Origin of the sequence: Oricola indica (genome assembly GCF_019966595.1) — a bacterium.
GTDB lineage: Bacteria > Pseudomonadota > Alphaproteobacteria > Rhizobiales > Rhizobiaceae > Oricola > Oricola indica.
In genome coordinates, this window is the sequence record NZ_JAINFJ010000003.1 from 105944 (window position 1) to 126405 (window position 20462).

Genomic DNA, 20462 nt, shown 5'->3' on the forward strand with positions numbered 1-20462 from the left:
TGCCGTGAATGACGAAGCCGGTATCTGCGTGTTACGTGCCTTCAGTCCAATTCGATCACCATACGACGGAGACCACCGATGGCGAAGTTTGCCGATCCGCAATGGCCAAATGCCGAGACGTTCTCGGAGGCGGCGATTGCGCCGGAGGTGCGCGAACACAATGCGGCGATCCTCGACCGGCTGTCACAGGCGCCCGACATCTGGAAATACGAGTTGCCGCTGATCCGCACAGCACGTGCGGCGGGACGCGGATCGTTCCCGATCTCGGCATCCGACCCGCATGCGGAAGTGCATATGGTGGACGGGGACGGCCACTCCATTCCGGTCCGTGTGCTGCGTCCGCGCACGCGCGCCGCGCGGGGCGCCTATCTGCATATCCATGGCGGCGGCTGGGTGATGGGCACGCCTTCGGAAATGGACCACCGGATGCGGCAGATCGCCGAGAACACCGGCCTCGTCACCGTTTCGGTGGACTACAGGCTCGCGCCCGAACACCCCTATCCCGCCGCGCCTGATGATTGCGAGGCGGCAGCTTTGTGGCTGATCGCGTCGACCGCTCACGACATACCTCGCGAATTCCTCGCCATCGGCGGCGAATCCGCCGGTGCGCACCTGTCCGCCGTGACGCTTTTGCGCCTTCGCGACCGGCACGGGCTCTGGCCATTCCGTGCGGCGAACCTCGTCGCCGGCTGCTACGACCTCGGCGGGACGCCAAGCGTGCGCAATTGGGGCAAGGACAAGCTGATCCTCAACACGCGCGACATCTTCAAGTTCACCGAGAACTTCCTGCAGGGCGGCGAGGACACGCGGTCTGCCGATGTCTCGCCGCTTTATGCAGCGCTCGACCGCATGCCGCCGGCGCTGTTTTCATGCGGCACGAAAGACCTGCTAATCGACGACACGATGATGATGGCGCAACGCTGGCACGCGGCCGGCAATGGCGTCGAACTGGGCATCTATCCGGGCGGCTGCCACGTCTTCCAGGGCTTCGACACCGCGCTGGCGGAAGAAAGCCTTTCTCAGATGGACGGCTTTCTCAACCGGATGATCGAGGCGTCCGCTCAGGCGTAGGCCGGGAGTGCCGATAGCAGGCGGTGCAAGGTCTCGACGGTCGAGGCGTCAGCGACACCATCGACGCGCTGCGGACGAAAATGGCGCTGAAAGGCGGCGACGTCGGCTGTCGTCATCTCGTCGAAGACGCCGGTGATGGCGGTGCGATATCCATAGAGGGCGAGCATGGATTGCAGCGCCTCGACGGGCTGGCCGGTGTCACCCGCCGAGAAGAACCGCCCCCCGCGCACCGGCGACGGCTCGATCCAGTGTCCGACCCCGCCCTCGGCGAGAATCGACCACGGGAACAGTTCACCGGGGTCTCTCTTGCGTCCGGGCGCAACGTCGGAATGGGCGAGCACCCGCTCCGGCATGATTTCGTGGCGCGCGGAAATATCCCGCGCCAAACGGATCACCGCCGCGACCTGCGTGTCAGGAAAGGAAGGAAGGCCGTAGTCGTGGCCGCCATTGACGATCTCGATCCCCACCGAGCGCGAATTGATGTCGGCTTCGCCTTTCCAGCGGCTCTCGCCCGCATGCCATGCACGCAGCGCTTCCGGCACCATCTGAACGACACGTCCATCCTCGTGGACGATGTAATGGCAGGAGACGCCGCTTTCCGGATTGCAGAGCCAGTCCTCGGCGGCCTGGCCGCTTTCCATGCCGGTGTAGTGCAACAGGAGGATATCGACGGATTTGCCGTCGCGCCGTTCGCCCGTGTTGGGCGAAACACGGACAGCCGCATCGGCGAAATCCGGCGCGAAGATCGGTTCGTTCATGCGCTTCGCGAACCCGCCTCGCCGGCGGCGGCCTTGAGTTCCGGCTCGACGAGCTCCCACGCATCGTTGATGGCGGCGATGCGATCATTGGCGATCTTCACGAACTCCTCCGGCAGACCGCGAGACATCATCTGGTCCGGATGGTTCTCGCGCACGAGCTGGAGATATCGCCGGCGCGCATCGGCATATGTGGCGTCGCGGTCGAGGCCGAGAATGCGCCACGGGTCGCGCTGACCGCGATCGACATGGCGCGCGGTGACGCGCTCGAACTCGACGCCCGAGATGCCGAAGATCGTCGCGACGTCGGTCAGGAATTCAAGCTCGTTGGGATGCACCACGCCGTCGGCCTTGGCGATGTGGAACAGGCCATCCAGCACGTCTATGAGCAACGGGCAATCGGGCGCACCGGTGCCGCACAGTCCGGCGACCTGCTCGGCATAGACGCGGTAGCCGGCCACATCCTGCTTGGCGAGATTGTAGAGATTTGAGACGCGACGCGCGTCATCGGCCGGGATGTCGAATATCTCGCGAAACGCATCGACCTCCGATTCGGTCACGACGCCATCGGCCTTGGCCATCTTGGCCGACAGAGCGATCATCGCGATTGAAAAGGCAACGCGGCGGCGTGTCGCCGGATCGCCGGCAAACACCGTGCGCACGGCTTCCACCACCCCGGTCAGCGCGGTCGTCGCCTTGGCGGAGACGAAATCGGAGATTCGGACCCAAATCGACATCAATTCCCCTTACCGGATGAATTGAGGATTTGTAAGGGCGCTTTCGCGGCCTGAAACGGCGCGCATTCCATGAAAAACGCCCGGGCGATGAAGCCCGGGCGCCAGATTTTCCAGTCAAATGACCGTTACTGGGTCGTGCTGGCCGTCGTCTCGTCGGACGGCTCCATCACCGCGCCGGTCTGCATGCCGGCTTCGGCAGCCATCTCGACATCGCTGAGCGCGGCAAGCGCAGCCTCGAAGTCACCGGTCACGACGGCATTGCGCGCGGTGTCGACGGCTTCCTGGGCATCCTTAGGGTCATCGAGATTGTCGACCGCCCGCTCGACTTGAATCAGGGCCTGCACGGAAGCGGCTTCAGACTGCGTTTCGATCGCGTCTCGCGCGTCGGCGACGCTCTGCCGGACTTCCTCGACAGCGTCGGCGCCGGTCTCGTCCGCGCCTGTTGCGGCGGTCATCTGTTCGTCGATGGTCACGTCCGTTTCAGTGCCGGCGTCAGCCTGCATGTCGGTGTCGCCCGGCAAGGCGTTTTCATCGGTTTGGCCGGCATCGGCCATCGTGCCGGCGTCATCGTCCGTCGTCGGGATTGTGGTATCAACCTCGGCGGACTGCTCGGTCGCGACCGGATCCTGCTCGGCGCCGTTCTGCGCGACATCGTCGCTGCAAGCGGCGAGAGCGACAAGCGAAGCGACGGAAACGGTGGAGAGAAGAATTCTACGCATGAGAGTATCCTTTCGTGGCTTGTTGTTCCGCCATTGCAACGAAAGGATGCGCGTGAGGTTTCCATCACGCTTGATGACTCGCTGTTGCAGACCTTCAGACGAGCCCGGGCAGGAAACTCACATGGCCGCGGCGGCGCGCGCCGCCTGATCGTAGGAGCCGGAAAGCGCACGCAGCAGCGCGGCGAGACGCGAAATATCCTCGGTGTCGAAACCGAGTCCCGATATGGCGGAAAGCAGGAGCCGGTCGCGCAGTTCGCCGTAGCGCTTGCAGATTTCCGTCCCCTTCTTGGTGATCGACACCGTCTTTTCCTTGCCGTCGCGCCCGGTGGTCACGAGGCCCTGCGCCTCCAGTTTCTTGACAGCGTAGGAAACGAGGTGCGTATCCTCGACATTGAGAACGAGGCAGATATCGGCCAGCGTCTTGGGGCGGTCGCGATGGTGCACGAGATGCACCACCAGCACTTCCAGCGGCGAATGGCCGGGCGCGCCCGCCGCCGCCATGCAGCGCACCATCCAGCGATGATAGGCATGGTTCGACATGGTCATCGCGAATTCGAGCTCCGACGACTCGGGCAGGCGCGATTGCGCAAGATGCGCCGAGGAGACGACGTAATCGGTGCTCATGGACGGAACTCCCGTGAATTGGACAGGATCACGTTGACAAAATGTCGATAAATTGTCAACGTTGATGCTCACCAAACAGGGAGAAGCGATATGTCGGACATTGGACGCTGGGACTTCTGGATCGACCGGGGCGGCACCTTCACGGATGTCCTCGGTGTCGATCCCGCCGGCACGGTCCATGCCTACAAGCTTCTGTCGGAAAATCCGGAAGCCTATCGCGACGCGGCCGTCCAGGGCATACGCGACCTCCTCGGCGTGCCCAAGGGACAGGCTGTGCCGACGGTGCGGATCGGCACGGTGCGCATGGGCACCACCGTCGCCACCAATGCGCTGCTGGAGCGCAAGGGCGACCGCACGCTGCTGCTGATCACCAAGGGGTTCCGCGACGCCCTGCGCATCGCCTACCAGGCGCGCCCCGACATTTTCGCCAAGGAAATCATCCTGCCCGAACAGCTCTACGAGCGGGTGATCGAGGTGCCGGAACGCGTGCTGGCTGACGGAACGGTGGAAGTTCCCGTCGATCTCGCCAGCGTCGAACTGGCGGTCCGCACCGCACTCGACGACGGCATCGAGGCCGTCGCCATCGCCTTCATGCACGCCTGGGCTCATCCGGGGCACGAACTGGCGGCGGAAGAGATGGTCTCGATGATGGGCTTTCCGCAGATCTCGGTCAGCCACAAGGTCTCTCCGCTCGCCAAGCTGGTCGGGCGCGGCGACACGACGGTGGTCGATGCCTACCTGTCGCCGATCCTGCGCCGCTATGTCGACCAGGTCGCCAGCGAACTGGGCGTTTCGGACGCGCCGGGCGGCACGCGGCTGCAATTCATGATGTCGTCGGGTGGATTGACGGCGGCGGACCTGTTCCAAGGCAAGGACGCGATCCTGTCGGGACCGGCCGGCGGCGTGGTCGGCATGGTCGAGACCGCGAAGGCGGAAGGGTTTCGCGACGTGATCGGCTTCGACATGGGCGGCACCTCGACCGACGTGGCGCATTATGCCGGAAGTTACGAACGCGCCTTCGACACGGAAGTCGCGGGCGTGCGTATCCGCGCCCCGATGATGCGCATCCACACGGTGGCGGCCGGCGGCGGGTCCATCCTGCACTACGACGCGGGTCGCTTTCAGGTGGGCCCCGATTCGGCCGGGGCCAATCCCGGGCCGGCGGCCTATCGGCGCGGCGGACCGCTGACGGTCACCGACGCCAATGTGATGACGGGCAAGCTGAACCCGGCGCATTTTCCGGCAATTTTCGGACCCGAGCAGAACGAGCGTCTGGACGCCGATCTCGTGCGCGAAAAATTCCGCGCGCTCGCCGAGAAAGTCGGCGACGACCGGACGCCGGAGGAAGTCGCGGAAGGCTTCATCACCATCGCCGTGGAAAACATGGCGAACGCGATCAAGAAGATCTCCGTACAGCGCGGCTACGACGTGACCGGCTATGCGCTCAACTGCTTCGGCGGCGCCGGCGGACAGCATGCATGCCTCGTGGCCGACGCGCTCGGCATGAAGGCGGTGCTGATCCACCCCTATTCTGGCCTGCTCTCGGCCTATGGCATCGGTCTTTCGAAGACCTACGCTTCGCGCCAGCATGCGCTGGTCGAGACGCTCGCGGAAGAAAACCGCGACGCCATCGACGGATTGATCGCGGAACTGACTGCCGATGCGGCCGGAGAACTGACCGGACAGGATATCGACGCCGACGACATCATGACGCAGCCGGTTCTACATATCCGCTACGCCGGCACCGACACGGCGCTCGAGGTGCAGTATGACGGCAAGGACCTCGATCGGGCAGCCAAGGATTTCGAAGCGGCGCATATGGCGCAGTTCGGCTTTACCGATCCGTCGCGCGAACTGATCGTGGAGGCGGTCGGTGTGGAAGCGGCGGAAAAAACGCCGGACCACGCCGAGAGCGAAGCCGAGACTCCGCCGGAGGAGAAGGAGCGCGAAGCGGAATTCGGGCAGAATGTCTTCACCGGCGGCGCGTGGCAGGAGGCAGGGCTTTACCTGCGTACGGCGGACGCCCCTGCCCCGCTGACGCCCGGCGACAAGGTGAAGGGTCCTGCGATCATCATCGAGGACAACCAGACCATTGTCGTCGAGCCCGGCTGGCAGGCGACTGTCACCGCACACAACCAGATCCTGATGACCCGTTTCATTGAAAAAGACCGTGTCGCACCGATCGGCACCCATGCCGATCCGGTCATGCTGGAGGTGTTCAACAACCTCTTCATGTCGATCGCCGAGCAGATGGGCGTGACGTTGCAGAACACCGCCTCGTCGGTGAATATCAAGGAGCGGCTGGACTTCTCCTGCGCGGTGTTCGGCGCGACGGGCGCGCTTGTCGCCAACGCCCCGCACATGCCGGTGCATCTGGGCTCGATGGACCGCTCGGTGGAATCGATCATCCGCCAGAACCCGAACATGAAACCGGGCGACGTCTACGCGCTCAACGCGCCTTACAATGGCGGCACGCATCTGCCCGACATCACGGTCGTCACACCAGTGTTCGACGAGGCTGGCGAGGAAATCCTGTTCTTCGTCGCCTCGCGCGGCCACCACGCGGATGTCGGCGGCATGGCGCCGGGGTCGGCAACGCCGCGCGCGACGCATGTCGATGAGGAAGGCGTGCTGATCGACAACTTCAAGCTGGTGGAGGATGGCAGGCTGCGCGGCGATGCGTTCATCAAGCTGCTGACCGATCACCCGTGGCCGGCGCGCAATCCCGAGCAGAACCTCGCCGACATGCGCGCCCAGATTGCCGCGAATGAAAAGGGCGTGGCCGAACTGAGGAAGATGGTCGGCCATTTCACGCTGCCGGTCGTGCAGGCCTATATGAACCACGTGCAGGACAATGCCGAGGAAAGCGTGCGCCGGGTGATCGACGCGCTGGCGGATTGCGAGGCCGAGTACCCGACCGACAACGGCCAGACGATCAAGGTGAAGATCACCGTCGACAAGGAGAAACGCGAGGCGACCGTCGACTTCACCGGCACATCGCCGATGACGGACAACAATTTCAACGCGCCGGAACCGGTGACGCGCGCCGCCGTGCTGTATGTCTTCCGGCTGATGGTGGAAGGCAATATCCCGATGAACGCGGGCTGCCTGAGGCCGATCAACATCGTCATTCCGGACGGATGCATGCTCAAGCCGAGCTATCCTGCGGCTGTCGTTGCGGGAAACACCGAGACGAGCCAGCATGTCACGAATTGCCTGCTCTACGCACTCGACGCGCTGGCAAACGCGCAAGGCACGATGAACAACCTGACCTACGGCAATGCACGCTACCAGAACTACGAGACGATCTGCTCCGGCTCACCGGCCGGCAAGATGAACTCCGGGCGCGGTTTCGGGGGGGCGTCGGGCGTCCATACGCATATGACGAACACCCGCATGACCGACCCGGAAATTCTCGAGATGCGCTATCCGATCGTCGTGGAAGAGTTCTCCATCCGGGAAGGGTCGGGCGGCAAGGGCAAGTTCTCCGGCGGGGACGGAACACGGCGTGTTCTGCGCTTCCAGGAAGATATGGAATGCGCGATCCTGTCAAACCATCGCACCATTCCGCCAAAGGGGCTGGATGGCGGCGGCGACGGCGAATGCGGACGAACCGAAATCCGCAGGCTCGACGGCACGCTGGAGACGCTGAAACATTGCGACCAGACCAGCGTGAAAGCCGGCGAAGCCGTGATCGTCACGACGCCGACGCCCGGCGGGTATCTGCCGGAATAGCGGTCAGACGGGCGTCTGCTGATGGCCGGCGATACGCCAGTCGCCCTTGCGGCGTTCGTAGGTCGACATGCACAGCGCCTCGTAAGGCGCCCGTCCCTCGCTCTTGCCGATCGCACGATAGGCAAGCACGGCGAGGTCGCGGCGCTTGACGGCTTCCAGATTGGCGGCATCGACCGAGGTCCAGCGCGGCGTGCCTCTCAGTCCCTGGAGAATGGCGTCGCCCCGCAGGATACCGACCGGCTCGGGGAATACCATCACGGCATCTTCGGTCATGTGTTCGGCAAAGAAATTCTCGCCTTCCAGCCAGAGTCTGCGTTCTATATCCCAAAGTTCATTCGACATTTTCAAGTATCCGCTCGCTTGAATGCATTCGACGGGGAACAATCTCGGCGGCGCATCGTTCCATACTCAGGAGGCGAAAATGTCTACGACCTTGAACCTTGCACCTTGCGACAGCGTGGAAATCCATCGACTTGCGGCGAAACGCGGCGATGATGTTCCCAACAATGAGCGCTACCCGGCGCTTATCCTTTCGGATGTGCTTTCCGGTGAAACCGACCCGGCTGAGATTCATGCGCTCTATGCCGAAAACGGCTGGGGCGGGGCATGGACGTGGCAGGTTTTCGACTACCACCATTTTCACCCGGACGCCTTCGAGGCTCTCGCCGTCGCCAAGGGGAGTGCGACACTGATGCTCGGCGGTCCGCAGGGCCAGGAGGTCGAAGTCTCGGCAGGCGACGTCATCATCCTGCCGCCCGGCTACGGCCACAAGCAGATCGCAAAACGCGACGGCTTTACCGTTTGCGGCGGCTACCCGCCCGGCCAGGACAACTTCTCCACCATCCGTGACAGCGAGGGTTACGACGATCGCGTTCTGGCCACCATCCGCGACGTCGCGCCGCCGGATGTCGACCCGCTTTACGGACGGCCCTTCTCGCGGCTGGTCTCGATGAAAGACACCTAGCGCAGTCGCCTGAGGTCAATCCGCTTCGCGGAGGCATGACGATGCCCAACTCCGCCGGGTTGTGTTTCCAAATGTGTTATTCGGACCGCCTGCCCTGATTTCGCCCTTATTGCCCTGAAAGAGCCAGAAAAGCCGTACAGGCTGATAGTTCGGACATTTCAGGGTTCAGCGTATGCCGATCACCAATCCCCTGCCCGCCATCGCCGCGGTGCTCTGCATGACGAGCCTCGCGGGCTGCACGGCAAACAGTGTCGTCGAGACATTGTCGGTCGCGCCGGCGGTTGCCGCCGGCCTATCGCTGAGCGAGGAAGAAGCACGCGAGGCCGAAACGGTCGTCGAAATGGCCTATGCCGCGCCGGACAAGCCGAAAGCGTCAAAATCCCGCATGGCGATCGATCGCATGATCTCGCGCTATTCTTCGCAATATGGCGTGCCGGAAAGGCTTGTGCACCGGGTGGTCAAACGCGAAAGCACCTACAATCCGAACGCCCAGAACGGCGGCCATTACGGGCTTATGCAGATCAAGCCGCAGACCGCACGCACGATGGGATATCGCGGCGATGCGGCCGGGCTCTACGATGCCGAGACCAATCTCAAATACGGTGTGAAATATCTGCGCGGCGCATGGATGCTCGCGGACGGCAGCGAGGACCGGGCCGTCTATCTGTACTCCGCCGGCTACTACTACGTCGCCAAATCGCGCGGCATGCTCGTCGAGACGGGCTTGCGCTCCAAGTAACCGCTATTGCGGCCTGCCGAGCGTCTCTATCAGCGCCTCAACCAGGAATGCCGGCTTGTAGCCGAGGGCGGTGGGCGTCAGCCCCATGCGCACCACGACAAGATTTTCCGACGGGACCACCGATACCGACTGGCCGTCATGGCCCGACAGGAAGAAGGCATCCGCGGGCAGTTCCGGGTTGTCGCCCGGCAGCCAGGCATTCGAGGCGCGGCGCCAGACATGGCCGCGGCCATATTCGCCGCCGGATGCCGGATGCGGCTCGACCATCCAGTCGACATAGCCGACCGGCAGCAGGGAACGGCCGTTCCAGACACCGCGCTGCAACAGGAACTGGCCGATACGCGCCCAGTCTCGGGCCGTCGCATAGAGATAGGACGAGCCAACGAACGTGCCGTGCTCATCGGTTTCCAGGACTGCCGATGTCATGCCAAGCGGGTCGAACAGGGCAGCGCGCGGATAGGCCAGCGCCTCGGTCTCGTCCTCAAAGGCATTCTGCCACAGCCGCGACAGCATCACCGACGTACCCGAGGAGTATTCGAACACCTCGCCGATCCCGCCCGGCGTTTCCGTATTGAGCGGCATGGAGGCCGCGAAGGCGGCCATGTCGGGCTCGAGATAGAGCATGCGGGTGACGTCCGAGACGTCGCCATAGCCCTCGTTCCAGCTCAGGTCGCTCGCCATGCCGAGAAGATCGGCGAGCGTGATCTCCGAACGGTCATCCGTCCAATTGTCGAACAAGCCGGCCTCGTCGAGCGACAGGCGGCCGTCGCGGACCAGCCTGCCGATCAGCGCCGACGTCACCGTCTTGGTCATCGACCAGCCGAGAAGGCGGGTCGTCTCGTCGAACCCCTCGCCATAGCGTTCGCCGATGATCCGGCCGTCCTTCACGACCACGACAGCACGCATGCCGGGTCCGGTCAGGGCCTCGTCGTTGAGGACAGCATAAAGCTCTCCATCCTCGAGCGGCGTGACTTCCGCTCCTTCCGGCCAAAGCCCCTCGCCCGGCTCGTCGGCCTCGGGAGGCAGCGGCGCCGGCCGCGCGCGAGCTGCCTCGACATCGCCATCGGGTATAGCGGCGCAGCCCAGCCCTTCGCGGTAGAGCGCCGTGCCCTTTCCGAACATGCCAAAGAGGCCAGCGCGGACAACGCCGGTGGCGCGATCGACAGAGACCCGCATGATACGCAGAAGCGGATGGCCCGGCGCCTGGACGTCGGTTTCCAGGACTTCCTGCGGATCGCGTTCGGTCAGGAATGCGTTGGAACAGACGATCTTGGCGGAATATCCCGAGCCGACCCGGATCAGTTCCGGCGGCGCAACGAAAAGCCAACCCACGGCTAAAACGATGATTGCCGCGACGATTCCGATGATCCCCTTGACGACCCGCATGGCTTACCCTGCCCTTTTTCTTATCGTTGAATGGAGCTAGTCGCGCCGGGTAGCCCGCGTCAACCATTTCTGGCGCCGACCGTATGGTGACGTCGCGACAGGCCACGCTGCGGACACAATTTTCGCGTGTTCAGGCGATGACGATGCGGTTACGCCGCGTTACAATCGCGTGGGGCAGTAAGGGGACGAATCGGTGCTTTCGCACTTCGGTCGCACAATCATGATCGCCGCCGCGCTGGCGCTGTCGGGCTGCTCGCAGATTTCCTACGACTTCACGGATTCCGTGCTGCCTCTGGCCGCGCAACGTTTCGCCGATAATGATCCGGTCGAGACATTCGAGGGCGGAGCGCCGCACCGCTACGCAATCCACGGCATCGACGTGTCCAAATATCAGGGCGAGATCAACTGGCGTGCGGCGAAGAAATCGGGCGTCGCCTTTGCTTTCATCAAAGCAACGGAAGGCGGCGACCGCGTGGATGACCGCTTCCGCCACTACTGGCGCGAAGCGCGGGCCGCAGGCGTGCCGCGCGGCGCATACCATTTCTACTATTTCTGCCGCCCGGCAAAGGAACAGGCGGACTGGTTCATTCGTCATGTTCCGAAAGAACGGGGCATGCTTCCACCCGTTCTCGACATGGAATGGAACCACCAGTCGCCGACGTGCCGAAAGCGCCCCGTCCCCGCACAAGTGCGCTCGGAAATGCGCGTATTCCTCGACCGGCTCGAACGCCACTACGGCAAGCGGCCTATGATCTACACCACGCCCGATTTCTACGAACGCAACATTGCCGGCCATTTCCGCAACGAGACTTACTGGCTGCGCACGGTCAAGGCGCATCCGCGCGTGACCTATCCCGGACGCAACTGGACGTTCTGGCAATATACCGGGACGGGCGTCGTGCCCGGCATATCCGGCAATACCGACATCAATGTCTTTTCCGGCAGCGCCTCCGATTGGCGGGGCTGGATTTCCGCCAACCGAATCTGACACTTATTACCGACACCGCGAGGAGCCTTCCGACCATGAGAAACCATGCACGCATTCTTCTGGCCGGGCTTGCGCTTTCGGCAATACCGGCAGCAGCGGTCGCGCAAAACGCACCTTGCGGAGGCGATTTCAGCGCATGGCGCGACGCGATGGTCGCGGAAGCGCGGGCCGCAGGGGTCGGCAATGCCGGTCTAAGCGCCCTCTCCTCGGCACGGATCGACCCGGAGGTTCTCAAGAGAGACCGGGCACAGGGCGTCTTCACGCTGGATTTCGCAACCTTCGCACGCCGGCTGATTTCCCAGAACCGGATGGATGTCGGTCGCTCGAAGCTGAAACAATATGCCTCGACATTCCAGAAAGCGCGCTCGGAATACGGCGTCGCGCCGGAAGTGATCACGGCATTCTGGGGTCTCGAAACGGATTTCGGCGGCTATCAGGGCGATTTCAACACGCTGAACTCGATCGCCACACTGGCGCATGACTGCCGCCGGCCGGAACTGTTCCGGCCGCAATTGATCTCGCTGGCCCGGCTGATCGATCTCGGCGTCGTGCCGCGCGACATCACCGGCGCGTGGGCCGGCGAAATCGGCCAGGTCCAAGTGCTGCCGGACGACTACCTGACCAAGGGGCGCGACGGCGACGGCGACGGCCAGATCAAGCTCAAGACATCCTCGCCGGACGCGATCATGACGGCGGCGAATTTCCTGCAATCGCTGGGTTGGCGCGCGAACGAACCGTGGCTGATCGAAGTGAAGGTGCCCGCCGAAATGGAGTGGTACGACACCGGGCTGCACGAGTCACTGCCCGTGTCCGAATGGAAAGCGCGCGGCGTGATGCCTCGCAGCGGATCGCTTCCCGACAGCGCTGAGTCGCATCTTCTCATTCCGATGGGGCGCAAGGGACCGGCTTTCATCGCCTATCCGAACTTCAAGGTGTTCCTGGAGTGGAACCAATCGCTGACCTATGTCCTGACCGCGGCCTATTTCGCGACGCGGCTCGGTGGCGCGCCGATCTTCGACGAGGGCAATCCGGAGCCGGGTCTCAACCAGACGCAGATGAAGGCATTGCAGCGCGGGCTCACCGCGGACGGCTTCGATGTCGGCGAGATCGACGGCATCCTGGGCGCAGGAACGCGCGATGCGGTGCGCGAGGAACAGCGCCGTCTTGGCATGCCCGCCGATGCCTGGCCGACGGTAAAACTGCTCAACGCGCTCTGACCAGCGTCAAAGCTTGTCGAAATCGTCCTTGCTGGTCGGGATCAGCATGACGGCGGTCGCCAGATAGGCGAAGCCGAAGGTGATGCCGAAGGTGAGGCCTAGCAGTGCGATGGCCGCGATCTTGTGATCGGTGTGGCCGATCAGTTCGCCCAGATGGCCGACATTGAAATGCACCATCGCGGCGGCAATCAGCCAGCCTATGACGATGCCGATAATGCTATTGATCAGGACGAACCGAACGAGTTTCGGCATGGGAGCATTCCCGTGTTGCTGGCATTGAGTCTAAGCGCATCCAGACGGCGTTCAATGGGACAAGTTGAAGCGACCGGGATATCTCCCGCCGATCGTCAGGCGAGCGCGCGCAGGCGGGCCATCGCGTAGATGCCGAAAACCGGTCCGAGCGCCATCAGCGCCATCAGGGCGGGCCAGCCCCAAATCTCCGCGAGCACCGGCGTCGCCTGGACGGTGACGAATGTCAGGGCGAAACCGAGCGCAGTTTGCAGCGTCATCAGGCTGCCAGCCTGGTGCGGCGGTGCGTTGTCGGCGACAAGCGCGGAGAACTGCGCGGAATCGGGGCTGATCGAGGCGCCCCACATCACGATGACGATGAAAGTGAGCCAGACCGGGCCGCCGAATGTCAGCGCGGCGAGAAGTGCGCAGATGCCGCTAACAGCCATCGCGGCAAGCGCGACACTGGCCTTGCCGATACGGTCGGCGCGCCGGCCGGCGATCATGCTCGTCACCGCGCCGGCTGCGATGGAAATAAAGGCCGTGACGGCGGCGAAAGCGACAGCGCGGTCTTCCGGCATGTGCCGTCCGTAAGAGAGCGCCGCGATCACGGCCACCCAGGCCCACATCGCGTAGAGTTCCCACATGTGACCGAAATATCCGGCATAGGCGAGACGCACCCGGCGGTTGGTCCAGGCGGTGACAACCGCGCGCGGATCGAAACGGGTCGCCTGGGCATGATGCGGGCCAAGGCCGACCAGTTGGGCCAGCAGGCCGCCGAGGATGGCGGCAAGCGAGGCGATCACGACCGTCGGTCGCCAGTCGGTTCCGCCGGCCAGCGCGAAGAGGTGCGGCGCGGCCGAGCCGAGGATCAGGGCGCCAACAAACGAGCCGACGATGAACCCACGATCGCGCTCGCCCCAGCCGACGGCGATCTTCATGCCGACCGGATAAACGCCGGCGAGAAGCGCGCCGGTCAGGCCGCGCGCGACAATGGCGGCCGGGCTGCCCGGTGTCGAGAGGAGCAGCGCCAGATTGGCGAGACCGGCGAGGACGGCGGCCATGCCCAGGACGCGGCGGGGATCATAGCGGTCGGCAAGGCCCAGAATGGCGGATGCAAGCGCGCCAACGACGAAGCCGAGTTGCACGGCGCTCGACAAGGCGGCCTGGTTGAACGGCGAAATGGGTGTTTCGGCCATCATGCCGGGCAGGATCGCCGCCGAGACGAACCAGAGCGACATCGCGCCGAAGACAGCGATCAGGAGCAGGACAAGCGACTGCCCCTTCCCGGCGGTCACTCTCAGTCCGCCATCGTTTCGAGGCTGGCGTAGCTTTCCGGCGCATCGCCCGCATCGAACGGCTCGTCGATTTCGACGAAGGTGTCGGGATAGAACCCGTTGAAGCGGGTTCGAAGCGCCATGGAATATGCGCCGATATGGCCGATTTCGATCCAGTCGCCCGTGTCCACCGTTTCCGGCAGGTAGAACGGGCGCGTCAGGATATCGACCGAATCGCAGGTCGCACCGCAGACCTTGAACGGCACGATCTTCGACGCATCGCCGTTGCGGCGGCGGATGTTCGGATCGGGGATGAAGCGCGCCGGCAAGGTGATCTTGCCCGTCCATGAATCGGACAGCGACGCCCAGATGCCGTCATTGATGTAGAGCCGCCGGCCTTTTCGCAGCAGGACGCGCACGATCAGCGAGAAGGCGCGTGCGACGATCACGCGTCCCGGCTCCGCAACGAGGGGCATGTCGTCGAATTCCCACTCGGCGATGGACGCGCGTAAATCCTCCATCAGCGTTTCCAGCGGCGGTGGCGCGGGCGCCCTGCTCTTCGGATCGTGGCGATAGGCGGCGGGAAAGCCGCCGCCGACATCGAGACCGGCAAGCGGGACACCTGCCCTGTTCCGCACCCAATCGGCGGATGACAGCGCGCGCTCATAGGTCTTCGGATCCTCCACCTGGCTTCCGACATGGAAGCACAGGCCGGTCCGGAAGCCGATGCCATGCAGGCGCTGCAGCAGTTCGACGGCATGGCCTGGGGCGGCGCCGAATTTCTTCGACAGCTCATAGGCGGCGTGCCCCTTCGTTGCGAGGCGCACGAACACAGTCATGGTCGTATGATCGATATCGAGCGCGCGGGCGATCCGGAGGATCTTCGCGACCTCGTCCTCGTGATCGACCACGAGAACGCGGATGCCGTAGTGCTCCAGGGCCAGTCGGATATCCGACTGCGCCTTGACGGGATGCATGTAGAGAAGCTCGGCGTCGGGCGCGATGTCGCGGACCGCCGCGAATTCGGCCGGAGACGCGACGTCGAAGACATCGATGCCGGCCTCCACCAGCGTGCGGATCACCAACGGTTCGCCGTTGGTCTTGACGGCATAGGCCGTCGTGCCAGGGAATGACGCCTTGAAGGCGCGGGCATCCTCGCGCAGCACATGCGGGCGAAAACAATAGACCGGCACGTCGGGCCTGAGCTTGAGGGCCGCGTCACGCGCCGTCGAAAACCGTTGCATGAAAAGAACTCTCCGTTTCTTTCGCCGGGCGGTGAGATGTGGTTAGAGCAGAGTTCGGTTTCATGCGCAAAGGGGGAGCGCAGCATGCTGTCCGTCACAAAAATTCTCGAAGACATCGCCGCAGGCCGCGACACGGCGCAGGATGCAGTCGCGCGCAGTCGGGCGCTGATCGCGGAAAAAGATAGCGAGATCGGCGCATTCGAGGCCCAGCCGGCGGAGGATGTGTCTGCCGGCAAGGATGGCCCGCTTGCCGGCATCGCCGTCGGCGTGAAGGACATTTTCGACAGTCACGATATGCCAACCGGCTATGGCTCACCGATCTATGACGGTTTCCGGCCGCGCGCGGACGCGGCGATCGTCGCCATGGCGCGGGCGCGCGGCGCGTATGTGGCCGGGAAGACCGTGACGACGGAATTTGCGTTTCTCAATCCGGCGCGCACGCTCAATCCGCACGATCCCGCGCACACGCCGGGCGGATCGTCCTCCGGTTCAGCAGCCGCGGTCGCGGCGGGCATGATACCGGCCGCCATCGGTACGCAGACCGGCGGATCAGTGGTCCGGCCCGCCTCGTTTTGCGGCGTCGCCGGCTACAAGCCGAGTTTCCGGCTGTTTCCGACCGTCGGCATGAAGACGTTTTCGTGGACGATGGACACGACCGGGTTCTTCGCGGCAAGCGTGAAGGATGTGGCGACCTTCGCTGCGCTGCTGTCGGGCCGAGACCTGGCAGCCGCCGATATCGGCGAAGCGCCGCGAATCGGGCTCTATCGCAGTTCCATCGACGAAGACGCCTCTCCCGACATGCGTTCAGCCGTGGAACAGGCGGCCGAAGCCGCCGCGAAGGCAGGCGCGCGGTTGACCGAAATCGATGAACCGGAGGAAATCCGGCGCGGACGCGACGTCCATGCCATCGTCCAGGGGTTCGAGGGCGCGACATCGATGACCCACGAACTGGCGTTCCATGAAGCCGCCTTAAGCCCGATCTTGCGGGAAGCGCTGCTGGAAGGCCGCGACTTCACGCCGGAAATCTATGACGAGGCCCGACGAGAGGCGCGGCACTCGCGCAAGGCGGCCACAGCCCTGTTCGACGATATCGACATCCTGCTGCTTCCCTCGGCGCCCGGCGCCGCACCGCGCGATCGGGGCCAGACGGGCTCGGCGCTGTTCAACAAGGTGTGGACACTGAACGGCAATCCCTGCGTCAACATTCCGGGTCTTGCGGATCCGGCAGGCATGCCGCTCGGCGTCCAGGCGGTGGGGCGGTTCGGACGCGACAGGCTGCTGCTTGGCGCCGCGCACTGGATCGAGCGCGCAATCGCTGCCTGATTTCGGACACAATCCCCGATTCGGGGCTGTCCATACGTCTGTGGATGAATTTTTTTCGGTTATTCACTGGTGATCAAAAGTGCAATTCCAGCGCGGAGTTGGCGGCGATGGCTCGCAAAATGAGTCAACGGATTTCGCAGCGCAGCATCGTTTCCGCTTGTACCTTCGTATGATGTCCCTAGATTCAGAGCTGTTAAGCAAGGAGGCTTGCTATGGGACTGACACGTTCGATCAACTTCATGATGGTCTGCGCAGCGTTCGTATTTCTTGGCGCCCTTGTCTTCGGAGTCCTGCCCTGAGCGGGCTCTGTCACGGCAGTAGAGCCGCCCCCTGAAAACCAGAAAGCCCGGGCCCGCCCAAGGGGCGAGTCCGGGCTGACACAAGGCTCTCAGGCCGCCTGTAATCAGGCAGCGTGCAGTTCGCGCGCGTCGGTGTGGCCGCGAATGCCGAGCAACCGGCACACGGCGAAAACCAGGTCCGGCCGGTTCATCGTGTAGAAATGGAAATCCTTGACGCCCCGGTCGACGAGGTCGAACACCTGTTCGGCCGCGACCGCGGAGGCGACGAGCGCATGGGTGTGGGGGTCGTTTTCGAGCCCGTCGAAGCGGTCGGCAAGCCATGCGGGTACGGTCGTCCCGCATTTGGACGCGAAATTGCGCACGGCGGCGAAACTGTGGATTGGCGCGATGCCCGGCACGATCGGCACGTAGATACCGGCACGACGCACCCGCTCGACATACCGCTCATAGGTGTCGTTATCGAAGAAGAACTGCGTGATCGCACGCGTCGCGCCATTGTCGACCTTGCGCTTCAGCATGTCGAGATCGGTGGCGAAATCCGGGCTTTCGGGATGGCGTTCCGGATAGGCGGCGACAGAAATGTCGAAATCGCCGAAGGCCTTGATACCGGCGACGAGATGCGCGGCGTTCTGGTAGCCCTCCGGATGCGGCCGGTACTGCGTGCCGACACCGCCGGCCGGATCGCCCCGCAGCGCCACGAAGCGGCGAATGCCCAGCGAAGCGAAGTCGCGCACCACCGCATCGACCTCGTCACGCGTGGCGTCGACGCAGGTAATGTGTGCCGCGGCGGGCGTGCTGCCGGTCGCGATGACGGCTTCGAGCGTCTTGCGGCTGGTGTCGCGCGTCGAGCCGCCTGCCCCGTAGGTGACGGACACGAAATCCGGATCGAGCGGGCTCAGACGGTTGATCGTGTCGGCGAGCGTCTCCTCCATTTTCGCGTTCTTCGGCGGAAAGAACTCGAAGGAAACTCTGATGTCCGGAGCGGTCCCGTGACCGTCGGCAACGCGTTTGACTGAATTCCTCATGCCACAAACTCCAGGGGCGATTGGGTTGACTCGTTTTCGTCGGCTATTTCCGTGCGCGGGTCGCGGGCGACCCAGATCTTCACGGTCAGTTTCTCGGGATCGACCTTGCCGGCAGCCAGGGATTTCGACGGCCCGACTTCCAGTTCGGCCTGTCCGAACCAGGTCTCGATATCCGTATCCGAGAAGCCGAGACGCTGGTGGGCATGGTCGTCGCGCAGGAAATCCAGCCCGTGCGGGGCGAAATCGACGATGACCAGCCGGCCACCAGGGCGCAGCGCCCTCGCCGCCTGGCGTATCGCCGCGACCGGGTCGTCGAGATAGTGCAGGACCTGATGGATGGTGACGAGGTCGAAGCCGTTGTGCGCCACCGGCAGATTGTAGACGTCACCGAGGCGAACCTCGGCGTTGCGGACGCCGGCCGCGTCGAGATTGGCGCGGGCGACATTGAGCATGTCGCGGTTTGAATCGATGCCGATGCCGTATTGATAAAGATCGGAGAACAGTTCGAGCAGACGCCCCGTCCCTGTGCCGAGATCGAGCATGTAGCGGACCGGCTTGTCGCCGATCAGGGAAACCAGGGCCTCTTCGACCTGCTTGTCGGCGACGTGATGGGAGCGGATTTCGTCCCAGCTCGCGGCGTTCTTGGAGAAGTAGCTGGATGCCTTCTCGCGACGGCTGACCTTGACCTCCTCCAGCCGTTCGGCGTCCCGGCGAATGGTCACGTCGGCGTCGTCGATGCGAGTGAGGAGTTCCTGCACCAGAACATCGGCGGCCGCATCGCGGCTCAGCCTGAACAGCGCCCAGGACCCCTCCTGCTGCCGGCTGATGAGGCGCGCGTCGAGCATCAGCTTGAGATGGCGCGAAACGCGCGGCTGCGACTGGCCGAGAATCTTCGTCAGCTCGGAGACGGTCAGGTCGGCTTCCGACAGCAATTTCAGGATACGCAGCCGCGTCGGCTCGGCTATTGTCTTGAGGACATCGACGATCGTATCGAGATGGAAACCAGACGTGCTCATGCGCTCTCCGTAAAGATATAAAGATATGTTTATGTCATTTTTCGACCGGTTGCAAGGTCCTCACGGGCGATAATGCGATGACAACGAAAAGGCAGGCGGAAATAACCAAGGCGCTCAGGCGGCTCGTGCCGATGATCCCGTTCAACGAGGCCGAGGATGTCAAGAAACTGTCCAACCAGCGCCATCTGCGGTCCCTGCCCGTTCCGGTCGCTGTCTGGCTGTCGCTGGTCGCGCATATCCGCCACCTCCACACCGACTATGACGAACTGATGGACGACGGCTACGACCGCGGCGCGGCGCGCCATTTCGTGCTCGACGACATCAACGAGGTTCTCACCGGCTGGCAGGCAACGCGGTTACTGGATGGAAGCGAAACGGAGGCGGGTCTGCCCGACCCGGTCGAGGATCAGGAATAGATCCACTGCTCGGGCAAACGGGCCTGGACCTTCTCTCCCACGGCGATCGTTCCGGGTTTCTCAACCCAGGCCAGCAAGCCACGGCGGCGCTTGGCCGCCGGGACAAAAGAGAGCGCGAGCCCGACATCGTCCGGCCGGCCGATGTTGCGGGCGATCGAGGCACCTGCGATCTTGCAGGGCCCGTTCTGGAAATCGACCTTGAGCGTCACGCCGCCCTCGAAGAACAGCAGCGTCGCCGCCGGCAGCATGGAAAGCATCGGAATACCCGAAAGCGTGATATTGCCGCCGATCCATTCCGGTTCGATCGCCTCGATCTCCATCTCGGCGGCGGCCTCGGCCAGTTCATCGCGCGACAGGAGCGTCAATTGCCGCTCGTTGCGCATCTCGGTGCCGCGCGGGTACCAGGGTTCGCGGCTGCCGGACTTTCGGGTCAGGCCCGCATGAAAATCGCCCGGAATGCCCTCATAGGCGAGTTCCAGTTCGCCGACCGGCGCGGTGACGAAATCGTCTCCGTTCGCGACAAAAAGACCTTCCACCACCGCGGAAACCTTGCGGGAGGGAACAATCTCGGGAAGATTCATGACAATCGATTCCTGTTTACGGGCTGGCCGTGATTGCGGCGGCGTCCCATATTTCGCTCAATGTGCTGTTTGTCACACTAAGGCCCCCAACGACAGCGTAGAAAAGCTCCGCTTGTTA

20 protein-coding genes are annotated in these 20462 nt (G+C 63.7%); 8 read left to right on the top strand and 12 right to left on the bottom strand.

Going from position 1 to position 20462, the window contains the following annotated elements; all coding sequences use genetic code 11:
• Positions 1-78 precede the first annotated feature (78 nt).
• Positions 79-1071 (top strand): alpha/beta hydrolase, encoded by a 993-nt coding sequence (locus LC343_RS09285; RefSeq protein ID WP_223476846.1) that lies wholly within the window; start codon positions 79-81, stop codon positions 1069-1071.
• Here LC343_RS09285 and LC343_RS09290 read toward each other — a convergent pair.
• The 4 genes from LC343_RS09290 to LC343_RS09305 form a co-directional block, all read right to left on the bottom strand.
• Positions 1062-1829 (bottom strand): N-acetylmuramoyl-L-alanine amidase, encoded by a 768-nt coding sequence (locus LC343_RS09290; protein WP_223476847.1) that lies wholly within the window; start codon positions 1827-1829, stop codon positions 1062-1064. The two genes, LC343_RS09285 and LC343_RS09290, sit on opposite strands and share 10 nt — an antisense overlap.
• Positions 1826-2563, bottom strand: a complete 738-nt coding sequence (locus LC343_RS09295; RefSeq protein WP_223476848.1) for a J domain-containing protein — start codon at positions 2561-2563, stop codon at positions 1826-1828. Before LC343_RS09295 ends, LC343_RS09290 begins: the two co-directional genes overlap by 4 nt.
• A gap of 125 nt (positions 2564-2688) precedes the next feature.
• Entirely contained in the window at positions 2689-3282 is a 594-nt protein-coding gene (locus LC343_RS09300) for a hypothetical protein (protein ID WP_223476849.1), read from the bottom strand.
• A 117-nt stretch (positions 3283-3399) separates the two neighbouring features.
• Positions 3400-3906, bottom strand: a complete 507-nt coding sequence (locus tag LC343_RS09305) for a winged helix DNA-binding protein (RefSeq protein WP_223476850.1) — start codon at positions 3904-3906, stop codon at positions 3400-3402.
• A gap of 90 nt (positions 3907-3996) precedes the next feature.
• Here LC343_RS09305 and LC343_RS09310 point away from each other — a divergent pair, with 90 nt between their 5' ends.
• Complete coding sequence (locus LC343_RS09310) at positions 3997-7641, top strand: hydantoinase B/oxoprolinase family protein (RefSeq protein WP_223476851.1); 3645 nt, start codon at positions 3997-3999, stop codon at positions 7639-7641.
• Positions 7642-7644: 3 nt separating this feature from the next.
• Here LC343_RS09310 and LC343_RS09315 read toward each other — a convergent pair whose 3' ends face one another.
• Positions 7645-7983 (bottom strand): DUF4440 domain-containing protein, encoded by a 339-nt coding sequence (locus LC343_RS09315; protein WP_223476852.1) that lies wholly within the window; start codon positions 7981-7983, stop codon positions 7645-7647.
• A 79-nt stretch (positions 7984-8062) separates the two neighbouring features.
• Here LC343_RS09315 and LC343_RS09320 point away from each other — a divergent pair, with 79 nt between their 5' ends.
• Positions 8063-8605: a cupin domain-containing protein gene (locus LC343_RS09320; protein WP_223476853.1), complete on the top strand. Its 543-nt coding sequence runs from the start codon at positions 8063-8065 to the stop codon at positions 8603-8605.
• 172 nt (positions 8606-8777) lie between these two features.
• Entirely contained in the window at positions 8778-9344 is a 567-nt protein-coding gene (locus LC343_RS09325) for a lytic transglycosylase domain-containing protein (RefSeq protein ID WP_223476854.1), read from the top strand.
• Positions 9345-9347: 3 nt separating this feature from the next.
• Here the strand turns inward: LC343_RS09325 and LC343_RS09330 are convergent, their stop codons facing one another.
• Positions 9348-10730 (bottom strand): serine hydrolase domain-containing protein, encoded by a 1383-nt coding sequence (locus LC343_RS09330; protein ID WP_223476855.1) that lies wholly within the window; start codon positions 10728-10730, stop codon positions 9348-9350.
• Between the two features lie 220 nt (positions 10731-10950).
• Here LC343_RS09330 and LC343_RS09335 point away from each other — a divergent pair, with 220 nt between their 5' ends.
• Together LC343_RS09335 and LC343_RS09340 are read left to right on the top strand one after the other, a co-directional pair.
• Positions 10951-11718 carry a glycoside hydrolase family 25 protein gene (locus LC343_RS09335; RefSeq protein ID WP_223477265.1) on the top strand — a complete coding sequence of 256 codons (768 nt, stop codon included), beginning with the start codon at positions 10951-10953 and terminating at the stop codon, positions 11716-11718.
• A gap of 35 nt (positions 11719-11753) precedes the next feature.
• On the top strand, positions 11754-12935 hold the full coding sequence (locus LC343_RS09340; protein WP_223476856.1) for a lytic murein transglycosylase: 1182 nt from the start codon (positions 11754-11756) through the stop codon (positions 12933-12935).
• Between the two features lie 6 nt (positions 12936-12941).
• Here the strand turns inward: LC343_RS09340 and LC343_RS09345 are convergent, their stop codons facing one another.
• From LC343_RS09345 to LC343_RS09355, 3 genes are all read right to left on the bottom strand, one after another.
• A complete protein-coding gene (locus LC343_RS09345) occupies positions 12942-13187 on the bottom strand; it encodes a hypothetical protein (RefSeq protein WP_223476857.1) in 246 nt (81 codons plus the stop codon).
• 95 nt (positions 13188-13282) lie between these two features.
• A complete protein-coding gene (locus tag LC343_RS09350) occupies positions 13283-14461 on the bottom strand; it encodes an MFS transporter (protein ID WP_223476858.1) in 1179 nt (392 codons plus the stop codon).
• Positions 14462-14463: 2 nt separating this feature from the next.
• Entirely contained in the window at positions 14464-15684 is a 1221-nt protein-coding gene (locus LC343_RS09355) for an alanine racemase (protein ID WP_223476859.1), read from the bottom strand.
• Between the two features lie 84 nt (positions 15685-15768).
• Between LC343_RS09355 and LC343_RS09360 the strand changes: the two genes are divergently transcribed.
• Positions 15769-17007, top strand: a complete 1239-nt coding sequence (locus LC343_RS09360; protein WP_223476860.1) for an amidase — start codon at positions 15769-15771, stop codon at positions 17005-17007.
• Between the two features lie 403 nt (positions 17008-17410).
• On the opposite strand, the gene metF is transcribed toward LC343_RS09360, so the two are convergent.
• Both metF and LC343_RS09370 read right to left on the bottom strand, forming a co-directional pair.
• On the bottom strand, positions 17411-18331 hold the full coding sequence (metF, locus tag LC343_RS09365) for a methylenetetrahydrofolate reductase [NAD(P)H] (RefSeq protein ID WP_223476861.1): 921 nt from the start codon (positions 18329-18331) through the stop codon (positions 17411-17413).
• Positions 18328-19347 (bottom strand): ArsR/SmtB family transcription factor, encoded by a 1020-nt coding sequence (locus LC343_RS09370; RefSeq protein ID WP_223476862.1) that lies wholly within the window; start codon positions 19345-19347, stop codon positions 18328-18330. Before LC343_RS09370 ends, metF begins: the two co-directional genes overlap by 4 nt.
• A 77-nt stretch (positions 19348-19424) precedes the next feature.
• Here LC343_RS09370 and LC343_RS09375 point away from each other — a divergent pair, with 77 nt between their 5' ends.
• Positions 19425-19763, top strand: coding sequence for a DUF2293 domain-containing protein (locus LC343_RS09375; protein WP_223476863.1), 339 nt, complete (start codon positions 19425-19427; stop codon positions 19761-19763).
• On the opposite strand, the gene LC343_RS09380 is transcribed toward LC343_RS09375, so the two are convergent.
• A complete protein-coding gene (locus LC343_RS09380; RefSeq protein ID WP_223476864.1) occupies positions 19754-20344 on the bottom strand; it encodes an MOSC domain-containing protein in 591 nt (196 codons plus the stop codon). The two genes, LC343_RS09375 and LC343_RS09380, sit on opposite strands and share 10 nt — an antisense overlap.
• Positions 20345-20462: the final 118 nt, after the last annotated feature.